The organism is Brevundimonas sp. (assembly GCF_044239655.1).
GTDB lineage: Bacteria > Pseudomonadota > Alphaproteobacteria > Caulobacterales > Caulobacteraceae > Brevundimonas.
Map to the genome: position 1 here is coordinate 24,514 of NZ_JBIIAY010000012.1, position 17,265 is coordinate 41,778.

12 protein-coding genes and 1 pseudogene are annotated in these 17,265 nt (G+C 66.4%); 7 read left to right on the forward strand and 6 right to left on the reverse strand.

Annotated features, from left to right (window positions below; all coding sequences use genetic code 11):
- Positions 1-67: 67 nt before the first annotated feature.
- Complete coding sequence (gene pelA, locus ACILQR_RS03035) at positions 68-2,383, reverse strand: pectate lyase (RefSeq protein ID WP_395650033.1); 2,316 nt, start codon at positions 2,381-2,383, stop codon at positions 68-70.
- A 408-nt stretch (positions 2,384-2,791) separates the two neighbouring features.
- On the opposite strand from pelA, the gene ACILQR_RS03040 reads away from it, so the two are divergent.
- The 3 genes from ACILQR_RS03040 to ACILQR_RS03050 all read left to right on the forward strand — a co-directional run bounded on the left by ACILQR_RS03040 (position 2,792) and on the right by ACILQR_RS03050 (position 4,291).
- Positions 2,792-3,478 (forward strand): TetR/AcrR family transcriptional regulator, encoded by a 687-nt coding sequence (locus ACILQR_RS03040; protein ID WP_395650034.1) that lies wholly within the window; start codon positions 2,792-2,794, stop codon positions 3,476-3,478.
- 105 nt (positions 3,479-3,583) lie between these two features.
- Positions 3,584-3,799, forward strand: coding sequence for a hypothetical protein (locus ACILQR_RS03045; protein ID WP_395650035.1), 216 nt, complete (start codon positions 3,584-3,586; stop codon positions 3,797-3,799).
- Between the two features lie 3 nt (positions 3,800-3,802).
- Entirely contained in the window at positions 3,803-4,291 is a 489-nt protein-coding gene (locus tag ACILQR_RS03050; RefSeq protein ID WP_395650036.1) for a transposase, read from the forward strand.
- Between the two features lie 27 nt (positions 4,292-4,318).
- On the opposite strand, the gene ACILQR_RS03055 is transcribed toward ACILQR_RS03050, so the two are convergent.
- From ACILQR_RS03055 to ACILQR_RS03070, 4 genes are all read right to left on the reverse strand, one after another.
- Entirely contained in the window at positions 4,319-7,576 is a 3,258-nt protein-coding gene (locus ACILQR_RS03055; RefSeq protein ID WP_395650037.1) for an efflux RND transporter permease subunit, read from the reverse strand.
- Positions 7,577-7,578: 2 nt separating this feature from the next.
- Complete coding sequence (locus ACILQR_RS03060; protein WP_395650038.1) at positions 7,579-8,763, reverse strand: efflux RND transporter periplasmic adaptor subunit; 1,185 nt, start codon at positions 8,761-8,763, stop codon at positions 7,579-7,581.
- Positions 8,760-9,851: a TolC family protein gene (locus tag ACILQR_RS03065; protein ID WP_395650039.1), complete on the reverse strand. Its 1,092-nt coding sequence runs from the start codon at positions 9,849-9,851 to the stop codon at positions 8,760-8,762. The genes ACILQR_RS03060 and ACILQR_RS03065 overlap by 4 nt, the downstream gene beginning before the upstream one ends.
- A gap of 217 nt (positions 9,852-10,068) precedes the next feature.
- The gene (locus ACILQR_RS03070) at positions 10,069-10,380 is read right to left on the reverse strand and encodes a hypothetical protein (RefSeq protein ID WP_395650040.1); all 312 of its coding nucleotides are present in this window, start codon (positions 10,378-10,380) and stop codon (positions 10,069-10,071) included.
- A 269-nt stretch (positions 10,381-10,649) separates the two neighbouring features.
- Here ACILQR_RS03070 and ACILQR_RS03075 point away from each other — a divergent pair.
- Both ACILQR_RS03075 and ACILQR_RS03080 read left to right on the forward strand, forming a co-directional pair.
- Positions 10,650-11,398, forward strand: a pseudogene (locus ACILQR_RS03075) (IS5 family transposase).
- A gap of 266 nt (positions 11,399-11,664) precedes the next feature.
- Entirely contained in the window at positions 11,665-13,041 is a 1,377-nt protein-coding gene (locus ACILQR_RS03080) for a spinster family MFS transporter (RefSeq protein ID WP_395650041.1), read from the forward strand.
- Here ACILQR_RS03080 and ACILQR_RS03085 read toward each other — a convergent pair.
- Complete coding sequence (locus tag ACILQR_RS03085) at positions 13,038-13,529, reverse strand: MarR family winged helix-turn-helix transcriptional regulator (RefSeq protein WP_395650042.1); 492 nt, start codon at positions 13,527-13,529, stop codon at positions 13,038-13,040. The genes ACILQR_RS03080 and ACILQR_RS03085 overlap by 4 nt on opposite strands.
- Positions 13,530-13,719: 190 nt before the next feature.
- On the opposite strand from ACILQR_RS03085, the gene ACILQR_RS03090 reads away from it, so the two are divergent.
- Entirely contained in the window at positions 13,720-14,973 is a 1,254-nt protein-coding gene (locus tag ACILQR_RS03090) for a CaiB/BaiF CoA transferase family protein (RefSeq protein WP_395650043.1), read from the forward strand.
- On the forward strand, positions 14,973-17,265 hold a 2,293-nt coding region (locus ACILQR_RS03095), incomplete at its 3' end, for a 2-hydroxyacyl-CoA dehydratase (RefSeq protein WP_395650044.1). The genes ACILQR_RS03090 and ACILQR_RS03095, both read left to right, overlap by 1 nt.

Below are 17,265 nucleotides of genomic sequence, written 5' to 3' on the forward strand. Positions count from 1 at the left end.
GTTTTCCCTTCCCTTTGTCTAGCCGCGCCATTCGGCGTGTTGATTGGTGTTCGAGGTCTGACGGCGCTCAGCCGGTCCGGGTTCGCGCCCATTCCGCATGGCGGCGAAGGACCGCGTCGCCCCAGGCGCCGTACCAGGCGTATCCCGCGCGCCTTTCCTTCTCGATCTCGGCCAGGCTGGCGCGGATCACACCGTCGCGTCCGGCGAAGATCGGTCGGTTGGTCGAAATGTCGTAGAAGCGAGCCCAGATCAGCGGCGCGTCGGGATCGGAAATGACCACCCGATCTCCATCGGTGGTCTCGACGCGAATGCCCGTGATAGCTGCGGCCCTGTACCAGGCCACGCCGGCTTCGATCGCGGCCACGACTGCGGGGCTCGGCCGGTCGATGCTCATCAGCAGCAGCAGCACGCCTGCGCTTTCACCGCCGCTCAACGACACGGGTTCGAACGCCCGGGCCCCGCGCGGTTCGTAGGTGACCTCGTGGTGTTGAGCGCACCAGACGGTCAGACGTCCATCGACGCGGATCTGGCTGCGAACAATGAAGTCGATGCCGAGATCGAAGGCTGCCTGGGCCTGGCGACGGCGCTCGTCACCCAGGAAGGCGAATCCGGCATCCCGGGCGACCTCCCTCAACAAGGTCATCAGATCGACCATCTCGTCGTCGTTGAAGGTCGCCTGATGGTCGTAGGCGTTGACGAAGACGGGCCAGGAGTGTGGCCAGCCGCCCGTCGGATACTGGGCGTCCAGAATGTAACCCAGTCCACGATCGACCGCCGTGGCGTATTGTGCGTCGGGGTGGGCTGCGTTTCTCCGCGCCAGAAAACGCATCTCGTTGACCGTCGCCTTGATGAGCGCGGCCCGCGTTCCCCATGGACCGACGGCTGCAGGATCGCCGATGTTGGGTTCGGCGGTGGTGTTCATCAACGCCCAGCCGCCGCTGACGCGGTCCTGCCAGGACAGGATGTTCTCCGCGACCCCGGCGGCTTCCGGCCCTTCATACCAGGCGTCCGGTCGCGTCGAGACTTCGGCCCACCAGGCGGACGGTCGATTGCGGTTGATCCGTCGCGCCTCATTGGCCGCCGCAACGGTCTGGGGCCCCGCAGCGCCGGTCCCGGACGGGCGGAAATGCCGGTCCATGAAGGACGCCATCGCTGTCAGATCCGCAGGAAGGAGCGCGTGACCGCCGCGATGGAGAAAGACGGCCAGATCGCCGGACGGCGGCGTCTCGACAGGCGGTTGAGCCCCGGTGACCCCCGCCTTGCCGAACAGGGCGTAAACCGGCGTCGTCGCCCGGGCCGCCAGGAACTCGCCGCGCGGATCGGACCAGGTGTCGGTCTCGCCGGTAACCAGCAGCATCGGCCTGGGTGCGATCAGGGACAGCAACATATGGCTGTCGACGGGCAGATCGCCGACGCGGTCGGAATAGGTCTGGTAACGCGGCGCGAACCAGTAGTCGTAGCGATCGGGATCGGTGATCGCAGCGATCGTCTCGCCATAGTCGCGTCGACTGAGGGCGGCCCCGCCCTCCCCCGAGATCAGCGGCAAGACCAGGGCGATGCGAGGATCCTGGGCGGCGGTCCACAGTGTCGTCTTGCCGAGGCGCGAGGCGCCGGAAAGGGCGATCCTGCGCGCGTCGATCGCCGGGTTGGCCGACAGATAGTCGACGACGCGGCTGAGTCCCCAACTCCACGCCCCGATCGCACCCCATTCGTCGGGCTCGCGAGGTTCGTCCTGACCGCCGAACAGGCTGCGGACGCCGAAGGCCGCACCGCCGTCGAAATCGGGCTCGATGTCGCCGTAGTAGACGTGGGCCACGGCATAGCCGCGCTCGAGAAAGGGCCGCGCGTCGAACCCGGCCAGCAACGGGGCCTCGCGATCCGGCACACGACTGCGGGTTCGCACGTTCCAGGCCTGGCCTTCGTCCATGCCGGGCTCGTCAAAGACCAGGGTGTTGGGCGAGAACCCGAGGTGCAGCAGGACGGGCACGGGGCCGGTGGCGTCACGCGGTGTGAACAGGACGACCCGGACGGCAAGATCGTCGCGGGCATCTCCGAACCGCAGACGGACCTGGGTGCGGCGCGCCAGGCCTGCCAGCGCTATGCCGTCCTGCTCGTACGCCTCTGTCGTCATGGGGATGAAGGCGGTCGGCGTGGCGCCGAACTGGTTCTCGACGAACAGACGCATCACCTCCGCTCGACGCCGGCGTGTCCAGGTCGAGGCGTCGGAAACGCGATCTCCGTCGTTGAGTGTCAGCGGGTCGGGCAGGCTGTAGACCCCGACCTGGGCCTCGTTCGTGTTTCCGCCCGGAGTGGATCGCGCACTCGACGTCTGGGCGTCAGCCGGCACAGGTGCCGATAGAAGCAGGAGAAGGGCGACGACCACGCGTGCCGCGACCGGTCGAGATCTCCTGAAAAAGGTGGGGCCGGTCGGCTCAGACCGGCCCCCAGGAGGAGCCCACAGGGAAGTTGCGCCTCTCGCCGGCCCTTCGGCCGACGACCTCACGGGGAGATTACCGTCCAGGCTGACCCCAAACCTCGGCGCACCGATGCACACGTCGTCTTTCGCGGTCGCCACAGCACCCTCCCCGAACTGCCGGATCCTCGCCGTCGCCAGCGGGTCCGTGCCCTTGCAGCCGCCTCATGCCACCGGTGTCACCGTGCAGGATGCGACGTTGTTTGTTGGTCGGATTTGGACACACTTCCCATTTGCCGTCAATACAGACTGTCGATTGCCGGAATTTTCGCGTTTCTATGGACATCACGCTGCGAACCGGAGCATCAACAGTTCCCAATGACCGCAAACCAGACCCTCTCTTCCAGCGCGCCCAAGGTGCGCGGGGGCCACGCCGAGCGCAGCGCTCAGATGCGGCAGCGTCTGATCGACGCGGCGGTCGCGTGTTTGCGGCGCGTGGGCTACGCGGCGACAACCACCCAGTTGGTCATGGAGGAAGCCGGCGTCAGTCGCGGCGCGATGCTGCATCATTTTCCGACCAAGGTGGATCTGATCATCGCCGTCGGCGAAGCGGCCGCCCTGCACCAGAACCGCTATGTCCGACGTCGACTCGCGGACGCGCCGGCAGGCATGGAGCGGTACCTGCTGCTGACCCGCGCGACCTGGGAGGCGATCTGCGAGCCGCCTGCCCTGGCCTTGATCGAAATCATGATGGCGTCCCGCAGCGACCCGGTCCTCGGAGCGCGATTTCTTTCCATTGCCGAAATGCTTGAAGCGGAACAGCGCGACGGCGTCTGGAACCTAGCTAAGGAATTGGGTGTCAGAGATCGTGAAACGATCGATCGCATGGTTCGCCTTCACATCGGGGCCATGCGCGGGCTCGCGATCGAGATGATCTTCAACGGTGATCGGGCCGCGGCCGAAGCCAGCATCAGCCTGCTCGAATCCTACACACGCAAGTTGACGGGCGAACTTTTGACCACTCGTCTCAATGACGCTCGCACAGGGTTCGAACGGGGTTTATGAGGGTCACACCATGGACCGTCCAGTCGGGCCGTGGCTGAACTGAACTTGGGGCACTGTCAGCCCAAACTCATTGCGCCTTGGCTGGCCGACATTTAGCCTCACCATATGGCCAAGAGCACCAACCCATTCCGGTACTTCGACAGCTCGCCGGAGGTGATCCGGACGGTGGTGATGATGTACGTGAAGTATCCGCTGTCGCTGCGGAACGTGGAGGACCTGCTCGCTGAGCGCGGCATCTACATTTGCTACGAGACGGTGCGGCTGTGGTGGAACCGGTTTGCTCCGATGTTCGCCGCAGAGATCCGAAGGAAGCGGGTGTAGCGAATGAGGTCCTTCACCCATTGGCGGTGGCACCTCGACGAGGTCTACGTGAAGATCAACGGCGAGATGCACTACCTCTGGCGGACCGTGGACCAGGAGGGCGAGGTGCTGGAATCCTTTTCCAGCAAGACCAGGGACAAGGCGGCGGCGCTTACGTTCATGAGGAAAATCATGAAGCGGCACGGTCGGGTGAAGGCCATCACGATAGACGGCCTGCGCTCCTACAAGGCTGCGATGAAAGAGATCGGTAACGCCGGTAAGCTGGAGATGGGCCGCTGGGCGAACAACAGGGTGGAGAACTCACACCTGCCCTTCCGACGACGAGAACGGGCCATGGTGAGGTTCCGGCAGATGAAGACCCTGCAGAAGTTCAGCTCCGTCCACGCCGCCTTCCACAACCACTTCAATCAGGACCGCCACCTCATCAGCAGGGAGACATACAAGGCTCAACGCTCGGCCGCCCTGGCCGAGTGGCAGACGTTCGCCGCATAGTCCTCGCCTCCCCTGCCCGGACTCCCCTCAGTGGCGACGAGTTGCCGTTGGACTGACAGCACCCTCATAAGCTGTGTTGTTTGCTTTTCGAGACTTCACGGTCCTGGCTGCGAAGGTCGGCAGAACCAGCAGCGTCAACGCCGTCGCAGTCAGCAGACCACCGATGACGACCGTGGCCAGGGGCTTTTGCACCTCGGCCCCCGCCCCATGAGCCAAGGCCATGGGGATGAACCCGACGATGGCGACGAGCGCCGTGGTCAGCACAGCCCGAAGGCGGCTGAATGCTCCCTCCATCGCCGCCTCGGGCGGTTCGAGACCGGCTTGGAGCCGCTCGCGGATGGCCTGCATCAACACCAGACCGTTCAGCGTGGCGACCCCGGAGACAGCGATGAAGCCGACCGCCGCCGATACCGAGAAGGGCATGCCGCGCAGCAACAGGGCCAGCACCCCGCCGACCAGGGCCAGAGGCACGCAGGCGAAGACCAGACCGGCCTCGGCGAACGAACCCAACGCCATGAACAGCAGCACCCCAATCAGGACGAAGACGATCGGGATGACGAGACCCAGGCGCTGCTCGGCCCGCTTCAGGTTCTCGAACTGGCCGCCCCAGTTGAGGCGAACGCCGGACGGCAGGGCGATCTCCCCGACCTTGTCTTGCGCATCGCTGACGAACCCACCCAGATCGCGGCCCCGGACGTTGGCCTGGACCACCATCCGCCGGGAGCCGTTGTTGCGGCTGATCTGGTTGGGGCCTTCGGCGGTCTCTATCCGCGCCACCGACGACAGGGGCACGACGGTTCCGTTCGACGACACGATGGGCAGGGCCGCGAGGCTCGCCGGATCGTTGCGGGCCGCATCAGGCAATCGGACGACGACGTTGAAGCGACGATCGCCCTCGAAGATGCGACCGGCCTCCGCGCCCCCGATGGCGGTCGAGACCGTCTCGGAGATGTCGGCGGCGGACAGGCCGTAGTTGGCTGCCGCGAACCGATCGACGCTGATGGTCAGGGTCGGCAGGCCCGACGCTTGTTCGACCCGAACGTCTGCTGAGCCCGTCGTCTGACGAAGGGCTGTCGCCACCTGATCCGCCACCCTTTGGAGGGTGTCGAAGTCGTCACCGTACACCAGCACGGCCAGGTCGGTGCGGACGCCCGAGATCAGTTCATTGAAGCGCAGTTCGATCGGCTGGCTGAACTCGAAATTGTTGCCGATCTGCTGGGCAGCGACTCCCTCCAGTCGTTCAAGCAGGACTTCCTTCTCCAGCTTGGGGTCTGGCCATTCCTTGCGATCCTTCAGCACGATGACGCTGTCGGAAATGTTGGGCGGCATGGGATCGACCGCCGCCTCCGCCGTTCCGGTCCGCGAAAACATCGTCTCCACCTCGGGCTGGGCCGAGATCGCTTGCTCGAGATTCATCTGCATGATCAGGGACTGCTCCAGCGACGCGGACGGGACTCTCAGCGCCTGCATGGCGATGTCGCCCTCATCGAGGGTCGGGATGAACTCCCGCCCCAGGGTGGTGAAGGCGACGCCGCCGACCAACAGCGCCGCCACGACCGAGACGATCACGATGCGGGCATTGCCGACGGCGGCACGAATGGCCGGTTCGATCCAGCGACGGGCGAACCGCAGGATGAAGGTTTCATGCTCCTTGGCGTGGCCGCGCTCGTCGACATGGACGGTCTTCGGATCGCGGACGAGCAGTGCCGTCATGGCGGGCACGAAGGTGAACGAAAAGATGAAGGCCCCGACGAGGGCCAGCATGACCGTCGCCCCCATGGGCACGAAGGTCTTGCCCTCGACGCCTTCCAGCATCAGCAGAGGCGTGAAGACCAGCAGGATGATCAGCTGGCCGAAGGCCGCGGGCTTGACCATCTGTCGCGCTGACTGGACCGCGACGTCGAGGCGTTCGCGGCGGGTCAGCATCCGACCGAGCGACGCCCGCCGCTGCGTCAGCAGCAGAAGGGTGTTCTCGATCACCACGATCCCGCCGTCGACCATGAGGCCGAAGTCGAGAGCGCCCAGGCTCATCAGGTTTCCGCTGATGCCAAACCGGTTCATGCCGATGACGGCGAACAGGAAGCTGAGCGGGATCATCAGGGCCGTAATCGAGGCGGCGCGGATGTTCCCGAGCAGCAGGAACAGCACCACGATCACGAGCAGGGCGCCCTCAATCAGATTGCGAGCCACCGTCTGGATGGTCGAGTTGACCAGGGCGCTGCGGTCCAGCACCGTGACCGCCTCGATGCTGGCCGGCAAGGTCGGACGAATCTCGTCGAGACGCTCCCCCGCTGCCTGGGCGACCGTGCGGCTGTTACCGCCCGCGATCATCAGGGCTGTGCCGAGAACCGCCTCGTGCCCATCCCGACTCGCGCCGCCGAGACGGGGGGCCTGACCGATTTCCACGGTCGCCACGTCCGCGACCCGGACGACCAGACCGCCGCGATTAACGACCGGGGCCTGGGCCAGGTCCTCGATGGTCGAGGCCAGGGCGTCGGTGCGCACCGTCAGGGCTTCGCCCGCCCGCTGGACATATCCTGCGCCGGCCTGAGTGTTTGCCCGGTCCAGCGCGGTGATGAGGTCGCCGAGGCTGAGCCCATAGGCCGACAACTGGGAAGCATCGGGTCTGACGGCATATTCCTTTACGTAACCGCCCACTGTGTCGACACCGGCCAGACCGGGGGCCGTCCGCATCTGCGGTGCGACGATCCAGTCCTGAACGGTACGCAGGTAGGTTGCGCGACTCTCTGCCGTGGTCAGCAGATCGCCTTCAGGGGTCAGATAGGCTCCACCGGCCTGCCATCCCGGCTTACCCGGTTTGGCGAGGTTGGCGGCGGTAAACGGCTTGTAGTCAATCGTCCACATCAGGACTTCACCCAGGCCTGTCGTGATCGGTGACAGGTTGGGCTCGACGCCTTCGGGCAGGCTTTCGCGCGCCTGGCCCAGCCGTTCGGCGACCTGCTGGCGGGCGAAATAGATGTCGGTCTGATCGGTGAAGATGACGGTGATCTGGCTGAAGCCGTTGCGGCTCAGCGACCGGGTCGAGGTCAGGCCGGGAATACCCGCCATCGCCGTTTCGAGCGGATATGTGACCTGTCGTTCGATCTGTTCGGGCGCCAGCGCCGGGGCCACTGTAGTGATCTGGACCTGCCGGTTGGTGATGTCCGGCACGGCATCGATCGGAAGCTTGGTCAGTTCGAACAGGCCCAGTGCGGCGACGAGCGCCGTGACCAGGACCACGAACCAGCGGAAGCGGACGGAGGTTTCGATGAGGGCTTTGAACATGATCAGTGACCGTGCTCGGCTTCGCCCTTTGCGAGTTCCGCCTTGAGCAGGAAGGCGTTCGATCCGGCGATCCGGTCGGTCGCGGTCAGGCCGCTCAGGATTTCCGTTCGCCCGGCGGCCTGACGGCCGACGAGGACCGGCGCAGCGCGGAAGCCCGTCGCCGTGCGGACGAAGACGACATTGGCGCCCTCGACAGTCTGCACGGCCTCGGACGGGACCGTCATGCCGCTGACGGCTTCGCCGGTGACCACGGTGCCCGTTACCGCCGAGCCCGCCGGAGGAAGGCGTGACCCGGTCGGATGGGCGCGGATGACCGCCCCGCCGCCCTCGGCCCCCGCGCCGGCGGCGACGCCGGTGACCTGGGCCTCGAATTCACCAGCCGGTCCCTGGACCCGCATCGTCGATCCCGCCCGGACCTGGGCGGCGAGGGCTGGCGGCGCGTTGAACACGATCTCGACCCGCGCGGGGTTGGTAACCTCGGCGATGACGCCGCCCTGGGCCGCGAACCCACCGGGACCGACCTGTACGCTGGTAACCACCCCGGTGATCGGGCTGGAGACGTTGACGCGGCCCGAGGCATTGGGCGCGCCCGCCGCCAAAGCGCGAGCACGAGCGGCGCGGGCGGCCGCCTCGGCGCCGAGGGCCTGCGCATGAGCCACCTCGGCGTCGCGACGGGCAACCACGCCCTGGTCGGCGAGGCTCTCCTCGCGCGCATGCGCCTGCTGGGCCGCGACGGCGTTGGCCTGGGCCGCATCGGCATCAGCGCGAAGGCTGGCGGCGTCGCCGCTGACCAGAACCGCAAGGGCCTGACCGGCACGGACCGACTGACCGGGGGCGACCAGCACGCGTTCAACCCGACCACCGACTACAGCGGACACGGCGGCGCGGGCGTCGACCATCGGCTCGACCCGACCGGAAAGCAGGGTCTCGCCTCCGCCGCCACCGGTGATCGCGACGATACCGATCCCGGCGGCGCTAATCTGGGCGTCGCTCAGAACCACCGTCCCTTCGGGCGCGTCGGCTTCCTCCTCCGCATGCTCCCCCTCTTCGGCGTGTTCTCCCTCAGCGGATTCAGCGGCTGGAGCCGGGCTTCTGCTGACGGCGAACCAGGTCCCGCCGACGGCGACGACCACGACGGCGGCCCCGGCCATCAGCCAGGTTCTGTTGATCTGCGAGGGGCGTTTCATTGTGGCGTTCCAAACGGCGCGCGGCCTTGCAGGCGCGCGAGGTCGATTTCAGCTCGGACCCGCGCGAGGCGGGCGTCCACGGCGGCGTTGCGAGCGGAAATAAGGGCCGAGCGGGACGATCGCAGTTCCAGTTGGGAGATACGCCCGGCGTCGAAGCCGATGCGCGAAAGCCGGTAGGCTTCCTCCCCAGCGGTGACCCCAGCGTCAGCCGCCGAGACCCGGCTGGTGGAGGCGCGAAGGCGGGCTTGAGCCGCGTTGCGGGCCGCTTCGGCGTCCTGCCGGGCACCAGTCAACCGGGCATCGGCGGCGCGGAAGTCGGCCTGGGCCGCCTCGATGTTCCCCCGGTTTCGATCGAACAGCGGCAGGGGTAGGCTGAGCCCGAACGTCAGGGCCGTAGCATCCTCCCCCTCGTATCGACGGACGCCGATAGACGCGGTGACGTCAGGCTCCGCGCGGACGCGCTCGACCGTGATGCGGCTCTCGGCCGCCGCACGTTCGGCCTCTGCGACACGGACCTGGGGTGCCGCCGAGGTAGGGTTAGCGGGATTCGCTGGTATGCGGTCGATCAGGCTCACCTCGATGGAGGTCAGCGGCGTTGTTGACAGAGCGACTGCGGTCAGTCGCGCGAAAGCGGCGTCGCGTTCGGCCTCAGCTTCGTCGAGCGAGGCCCGAGCGGCTGCGGCCTCCGACTCTCCCTGGATGCCGCGGAGCATCGGCTCGCGACCCTCTGCAACCAGGATGAGCGCGGCGCGGGTGTCGGCGATGGTGACGGCAAGGGCCTCGTGCGCAAGATCGTAGCGACGCTGAGCGGCCTCGGCCTCGGAATAGGCAAGGGCAAGACGGGCGGCGGCCTCGACCCTTGCCTGGTCCTGTCGCAGCGACGCTGTATCGGCTTCGGCGCGAGCGGCGCCGACACGGGCGCCACGGCGGCCCCACAGTTCCAGGTTCTGACTGAGAGATAGTGTGGTCTCTGCATTCCCGTAGCCGTTGAACGAGCCACTGCCGAAGGCATTCTCTGCTTCCAATCCGAGGGTCGGGTTGGGGCGGACGCGGGCCTGGCGAACCCGTGCCTCGGCTGCGTCCAGCAAAGCGTCAGCCTCCACGGCGGAGGGCGTGAGGCCGATCTGTGCGAGCAGGATTTCAAACGCGGGGGCGGGATCAGCCCAAGCCGGGCCGGCGAGAAGGGCCGCAAAGGCGGCCCACGCGCAACCGACCGCGAAACGCGGCGGCCGGCAATGTAGGGATATCATGGTTCATTTTCCAGAGAGAGGACGAGAGCGTGCGCTGGTCAGCGCGAGCGTCGCGTCAGCCTCTGGGAGGGCGTTCCAGACCGTCAGGCGCGTAGGACACGCGCAGGTCATCCAACGGGAAGGCGTGATCGGCCCGAAGATCGGCGGTCTCGGTCCCCATGGTCAGGTCCGGCGTGACCATGGAACCGGAGTGATGGCAGTGACCGTGCGAGCAGGTGCCATGCATAGGCTGCCGGCCCTCATCCTGACCGCCGTCGACATCGCCCGCGACCGTCTGGTGAGCAGACGGCAGCTCCACCCCGCACTCCGCCGCCTCGACGACCGGTGCGAGAGCGAACATGGCGACGAGCAGCGCGAAGAGCGCCACGATCCACCGGGTTCTCGTCATTAGGGACGCCATATTCGCCGCTTAGCAGGTTTCATGGCCCAGGACCACAAGAGCTGAGGCCTGGTTCACAGGGAATGGTCAAAGCTGGCGGTTCGCCCCGTCACCTTCTGCGCATGACGGCCGCGACGCGAACCGCCGGATTCGAGGCAAAATGCAAAATCAACCGCAGGCGACCTAGGGTCGGTACTTAATAGCGTTTAGCGGTGCCGGTGCAGTTCTGATTCAAGGCGTCTGGAAGGGAGCCTTGGATGCGCAAGCTGTACTGGTTGGACGATGAGGCGTGGGCCCGGATTGAGCCGCACTTACCGCGTGGCCGTCGGGGCGCTCGACGGGTGGACGATCACCGTGTCATTTCCGGGATTGTCCATATGCTTCAATCGGGTGCGCGATGGCGAGACTGCCCGCCCGAGTACGGGCCGTACACGACGGTCTACAACCGCTTCAATCGGTGGAGCCGACAGGGTGTCTGGCACGACATCTTCAAGGCCCTGACCGGCCATAGCGGAATCTACTCTTCTGCGGCGATCGACTCGACCTCGGTCAAGGCCCACCGCTCGGCGGCAGGCGCAAAAGGGGGGCCTTCTTCCAGGGCATAGGGGTGTCACGAGGCGGGCGAACCACCAAGGTCCACGGCCTGGTGGACGAGCTTGGACGGCCGAGAGTCCTGCTTGTCGGCCCCGGAAACAGCCACGACATCACCATGGCCCATGCCCTGATCGACAAGGCCGGGCGCTTCAGGACCCTGCTGGCCGATCGCGGCTACGACGTCGACCACCTCAGAAAGCGCCTGGCCGAACAGGATGCCACCGTCGTCATCCCGGCCAGATCACGCCGCAAGCACCCGGCGCACCACGATCCGGTAATCTACCGCAAGCGCAACACCGTCGAACGCCTCTGGGCCAGACTGAAGGACTATCGACGCGTCGCCACACGATACGACAAGCTCGCCGGCAACTTCCTCTCCGGCGTCCTCATCGCAGCCATCGTCTGCTACTGAATCAAATGAGTCCGGACCCTAGGGCAGCCAACATCGCAATCAGCACAATAGCGATCCAAAGGCCTGTCTTAGACCCTCCGGTTCGACAACTCACCGCCCGCTTTATGACAGCGGCCGTGATAGGCACGGCGGTAGTGCGGAGGATCGACGGCGCGATCAATCGCGACGACCAATATAGGTATAGACACAAACGATTTTATCAATCAACCTTTCCGGAGCAGTCGACGCAGAGCGACGCATGGGCGCACACCCGGAGGATCCGAGACGTGACCGACATTCCCGCATCCGGCGCTCCCTCTAAGGGTTGGCGGCCATACCAGATCTACGTCGTCGTGCTGCTGCTGGCCGTGACGGTGTGCAACTATCTGGACCGCATCGTCCTCGGCGTGCTGCAGGAGCCGATCAAGGTCGAACTGGGCCTCTCGGATGCGCAACTGGGCCTGCTGACGGGCCCCGCCTTCGCTCTGTTCTATTCCCTTTCAGGCATCCCGGCGGCGCGATTCGCCGAGCGGTTCAACCGGGCCGGCCTGCTGGCCCTGGCCATCGCCATCTGGTCGGGGATGACCGCCCTTTGCGGCGTGGCCCAGAACTTCGGCCAACTGCTGCTCTACCGAATCGGCGTCGGTGCCGGCGAAGGGGGCTGCATCCCGATCAGCCACTCGGTGCTAGCCGACTATTTCACGCCACGTCAGCGCGGGTTGGTCATGTCGGTCGTCAGTTCGGCCCCGCCGCTGGCGACGATCCTGGCTCCCATGATCGGCGGCTTCGTGGCCGAAACCTGGGGCTGGCGCTCGGCCTTCCTGCTGCTCGGTCTGCCCGGCGTGGTGTTGAGCCTTCTGGTCTGGCTGACGCTGAAGGACCCGCGCAAGGCCACGCCCGCCAACACCGAGCGACGCCCGGCAACGTTCTGGACCGACTTCAAGTGGTTGCTGAAGACGCCCGCGTTCGTTTTCGTCTTCATCGGCGGGGCGTTCGTCGGCATCGCCAACGCGGGCATCGCGGGTTTCACCGTGTCTTTCCTGCTCCGGACCCATGAATTCACCCTGTCGCAGGCCGGCGGCATCGTAGGCATGACCGGGATCGCCGGCCTGGTCGGAGCCATGCTGGGCGGCGTGCTGGCCGACAAGTTTTCCGACAGTCGCGGCCGCTCCTATGTGCTGGTCCCCGCCCTCGGCAGCGGCCTGGCCGCCATCGCTTATCTGGTTGCCTTCGGTTCGCCGGACGCCCGTTGGGCCATGCCGTTCCTGTTGGCAGCGGCTGTGGCGTACAACATGAAAAACGGACCGCTGTATGCGGCCATCCAGAATATCGTCCCGTCGACGATGCGCGCAACGGGGACCGCCGTGTTCATGGTCGCGGCCACGGTGGTCGGCAGCACGGTTGGGCCCCTCCTGACCGGAGTCATCAGCGACACGGTGGCGGGCCAGAGGTTCGTGGGGGCCGGTGCCTTTACCGAAACCTGTCCCGGTGGCCGTGCGCCCGAAGGTGCCCTGGAGGCTGTCGGCGCTGCCTGTGCCCAGGCGTCCGCCTCAGGCCTTCAAGTGGCCCTGCTGGTCATGTCTGCGACCTTCCTGATTTCAATGGTCTTCCTGGCTCTGGCCAGCCGCAGCATTCGTATCAACGAGCCCACAGTCGCCGCCTAGGGCTCCGTCGGGAAGGCCCCGCGATAGACCTTGTCCAGCAGCGTCAGGAGGGTGTGGGCCTCGTCGTCGGTCAGGGCCGCCACCACGCCGCGTTCGTTGGCCACGGCCTCCTTCGCCATCCAGGCCAGAGACTTCTCGCCAGCCGGCGTGATGAACAGGTGATGCCGCCGACGATCGGCGACGTCACGGCGGCGTTCGGCCCATCCGCGCCGTTCCAGCTCGTCCAGCAGGGCCACGACGGTCGCCTTGTCCTGCCCCAGCTCGTCGGACAGCATCTTCTGCGACATGCCGGGATTTGCGGCCATCAGACCAAGGGCCGAAAAACCGCCGGGCCTAAGCGCCTGATCGCCAAGTCGCTCGCTGAACGACCGGGTCAGATGATTGTGGATCCGTCTCATCCGGAAGCCCAGCAGCGGGGTCAGGACGCCCAGAGAGCGCGTGGCCGAGGCCGGCGTGTGATCGATCTCGACGAGCATCGGTTCGGACATGGGCACGGATCCTTGCAGCCACAGAGAGCATAGCTTGGGGTCTATCAGATTCTCGACAAAAACATTGGGCGGTAGATAAATCGTATGTTGTAGAAACTAATATTGACTCAAGCCGATGCTCACGGCTCAATCACGCCGGATCGACCGGGCCGCCGTTGGGGGTGCGAGAAGCGATCGCAGAGGAACGACCGTGACCCAATCTTCCGTCTCCGCGCCCCGTCCGCTCGAGGGGCTCCGCGTCATTGACCTGACGCGCGCACTCGCCGGTCCCTATGCAACGCTTCTGCTGGCGGGCCTCGGGGCCGAGATTATCAAGATCGAAGATCCGAAGGGCGGAGACCTGGCCCGGGAAAACAGCCCTTACATAGGCCGGGACGGGGTCACGGTCATGCGGTCACACTCGGACGATCTGTCGGTCTCTCACCTGACCCGCGCGCGGGGCAAGAAGGGGATCAGTCTGAACCTGAAGACTCCGGAAGCGCGTCAGGTCTTCGCCGATCTGGTGCGAACCGCCGACGTGGTCATCGAGAACTTCACAAGCGGCACGGCGGACCGTCTGGGCGTCGGCTATACAGCGGCCCAGGCCGCCAACCCCGGTATCATCTACTGCGCGCTCAGCGGTTTCGGAGCCGGAGGTTCCGACGGGTCCAAGGCAATGGACGTCCTGATCCAGGCCCTGAGCGGCGCGATGTACACCAGCGGCGAAGAGGGTACGCCGCCCGTGCGCATCGGCATTCCCATGGCCGACATGCTGGCCCCGGTGTTTGGCGTCATCGGCATCCTGGCCGCTCTCCAGCACCGGGAGAAGACCGGCTTCGGCCAGTTCGTGGATGTGTCGATGCTCGGGGCGCTGACGTCCTTCGTCGCCATCGAGAACTGGCGCGCGATGGAGATGGCGGGCATGTCCGGGCGTACCGGACTGACCGTCCACCGCCTGTCGCCCTTCGGCGTCTTCCGCTGCGCGGACGGCTATGTCGCCATCGTGGCCGTCCATGAAGGGCTGGCCCGCGCGCTCTTCCGGATCATGGGCGAGCCCGGGTTCCAGGACGATCCCCGCTACAACAGCCGCGACGGCCGGGTCGCCAATGCCGTCGGGCTGGAGGCACAGATCGAAGCCTGGACCAGCACCCTGCCGACCGCCGAGGTCGTGCGTTTGCTCGAGGCCGAAGGCGTTCCGGTCGCCCCGGTCCGGCACCCGTCCGAGGGCATGCTGGATCCGCGCGTGGTGGCACGTGGCGAGACCATGCCCGTCAAGCATCCCCGCTATGACACCGACGAATCGCTGCGCACGGTCGGTGTCCCGATCCAGTTCTCCGAATGCCGCACGGGGTTCGACGATGTCCTGCCGGTCGAGATTGGCCAGCACAATGCCAGCGTCTATGGCGAAACTCTGGGCTATTCCGCCGAACGACTGGAGCAACTGCGGGCCGCGGGCACGATCTGATGCCGATCTCCGACATTGTCGCCAATGCCATGGCCGGATGTGCCGCCGCGTCGCCGGACGTCATCGCCTGCCTCGGATCGGATGCCCCACGCGAGCTGATTGCCGCCGCCGGGCTCGTTCCATGGGCGATCGTCCCCGCCGGTGTTGGCGGCACGCAGGCTCACTCCGGTCTGAGCGACCGATCCCGGGGAATTCTCGCCGCGATCGAGGCTGACGGGTTCGCGCCGCGCGGCCTCGTTCTCACCCATGCCGCCGCCGAGGATGCCCAGTTGTTCGCCGTGATGCGCGAACTTCATCGCACCGGGCGTGGGCCCCAGATGCCGTTCGCCTTCGTGGACCTGCTGCATGGCGTGGACGATGCCGTCCGGCGCTACAACCTCGCCCGGCTCACGGCCCTCCAGGCCTGGCTCGAGCAGAGGGTTGGGCACACAATCGATGCTGATGCTCTAGACGCCGCGCGCCAGCGAGAGAATGCCCTTAAGTCACGCCTGGCGGCACTGTTCACGTCGAGACGCAGCGGCAACATACCGCGGCTGTCAGGGGCCGATGGGCTCGATCTCATTCGCGTCATCAGCCGGGTGTCCGGCGCGAAGGCCACGCGCATCCTTGATGATCTCGACACGGCGTTAAAGGCGTCACCGGTCCTGGAAGGCCGACGGATCGTGCTGACCGGCTCCCCGCATGAGACCTCGGCCCTCTACCGACAGATCGAGTCTCTCGGCGCGATCATCGTGGCCGAGGATCATGGCTGGGGTGATCCCTGGCTCGCTGCGACACTGGACGAGACCGTGTCGGTGCCCGAGGGGATCGCGCTGCGTAGCCAGTCCCCCGCCTGGCCCAGCCCCATGCAGTCCGCCGACACGCGGGCAGCCGCACTGGTCCGGCGCGCCAAGGCGCTGTCCGTCGATGCCGTGATCCACTGCGCACTGCTGGGCGATGAAGCCGCGCCCTGGGATGTCAAACCGACCCGCCAGGCCCTCAACGAAGCTGGCATCGCCTTTTTCGCGATCGCCGGGCTCAGCCCGACCGCAGCCATCAACGCCCAGACCTCCAGCCAAATTTCCCATTTCCTGACCACCGGCGAAATCCGTACGCCCGCATCGAAAGTCACGACACCCCGGCCGTCCCCTGCATCAAAGCCTGTCGAGCCCGAACCAAGGCGCAGCCGCAAGTCGCTGGACTGCACTGCCGACTTCGGGGCCTGGCAGCGCGACTGGTTCGCCGGTGTGCGTGAGCAGGCCGCCAGCGGCCCCTTCGCCGTCGTCAATGCCGACGCGCCGCAGGAAATCCTGCGCGCCCTGGACGTCCCCTATGTCGTAAACCAGTGGTGGGCCTCCATCGTGGCGGCCAAGCAGAAGGCCGGTCACTATGGCCGCCTGTTGCAGGCTGCGGACTATCCGTCCCACGTCGAGACCTACAGCGCACAAGGCCTGGCCGCCGCGCTGGACGACCAGCTCGATGACGCGCCGTGGGGCGGGTTGCCGACGCCGTCGGCCCTTTCATTGATCGCCGGTTCCGATCCGGGCCCCAGGATCTTCGAGGCCTGGGCGCGCGAAACGGGGGCCGACCTGTTTGTCTTCGACCGCTCGATCGAGAGTCGCATCGACCTCCCCATCGACTGGTGGGACGACATGCCCGAACGTTGGGAGCAGACGCTGGAGCCCGAGCGGCTGGAGCTGATGTCAGCCCAGATCGAGAACCAGATCACGCGGCTGGAGGCCCTGACCGGCCGGACGCTGGACCTCGCCCGGCTGGTCGAGGTCATGAACCTGGTCAACGAGCAGGAGGACTACTACCGCCGCACGCGAGACCTTATCGCCCGTACTCATCCCGTGCCCGTCGGCGTCGTCGATACCATGCCCGCGACCATGGTCCCGCAGTGGCATCGGGGAACGGTCTGGGCTCGCGATGCCGCCAGACGATTCTACGAGGAGGTCGCGCAGCGCGCCGCCGACGGCGAAGCAGCCTGCCCGGGCGAGCGCCTGCGCCTGATGTGGGTCGGGCGGGGGCTCTGGAGCGACACGGGCTTCTATCAGCGGTGGGAAGAGAGCCACGGGGCGGTGTTCGTCTGGTCAATGTATCTCGGGCTGGCCGCAGACGGCTATCTGCGATCGTTCGAGGGCGAGCACGATGTGATCCGCGCGCTCGCGGCCCGGTTCGTGACCATGGGCGACGAGCTCCGGATGCCCACCTGGTCAGGGGCTTGGCACGTCAAGGAAGCCCGGACCCACGGATGCCACGGTGCCGTCGCCATCGACGACGCCGATCCGCTGGTGCTCGAGGCGCTGGAGC

What these genes read in the sequence shown, in the direction of transcription:
- ACILQR_RS03045 (WP_395650035.1), top strand. Translation starts at nt 3,584, where the DNA reads ATGGCCAAGAGCACCAACCCATTCCGGTACTTCGACAGCTCGCCGGAG.
- ACILQR_RS03060 (WP_395650038.1), bottom strand. Translation starts at nt 8,763, where the DNA reads ATGAAACGCCCCTCGCAGATCAACAGAACCTGGCTGATGGCCGGGGCC.
- ACILQR_RS03085 (WP_395650042.1), bottom strand. Translation starts at nt 13,529, where the DNA reads ATGTCCGAACCGATGCTCGTCGAGATCGATCACACGCCGGCCTCGGCC.
- ACILQR_RS03050 (WP_395650036.1), top strand. Translation starts at nt 3,803, where the DNA reads ATGAGGTCCTTCACCCATTGGCGGTGGCACCTCGACGAGGTCTACGTG.
- ACILQR_RS03055 (WP_395650037.1), bottom strand. Translation starts at nt 7,576, where the DNA reads ATGTTCAAAGCCCTCATCGAAACCTCCGTCCGCTTCCGCTGGTTCGTG.
- ACILQR_RS03040 (WP_395650034.1), top strand. Translation starts at nt 2,792, where the DNA reads ATGACCGCAAACCAGACCCTCTCTTCCAGCGCGCCCAAGGTGCGCGGG.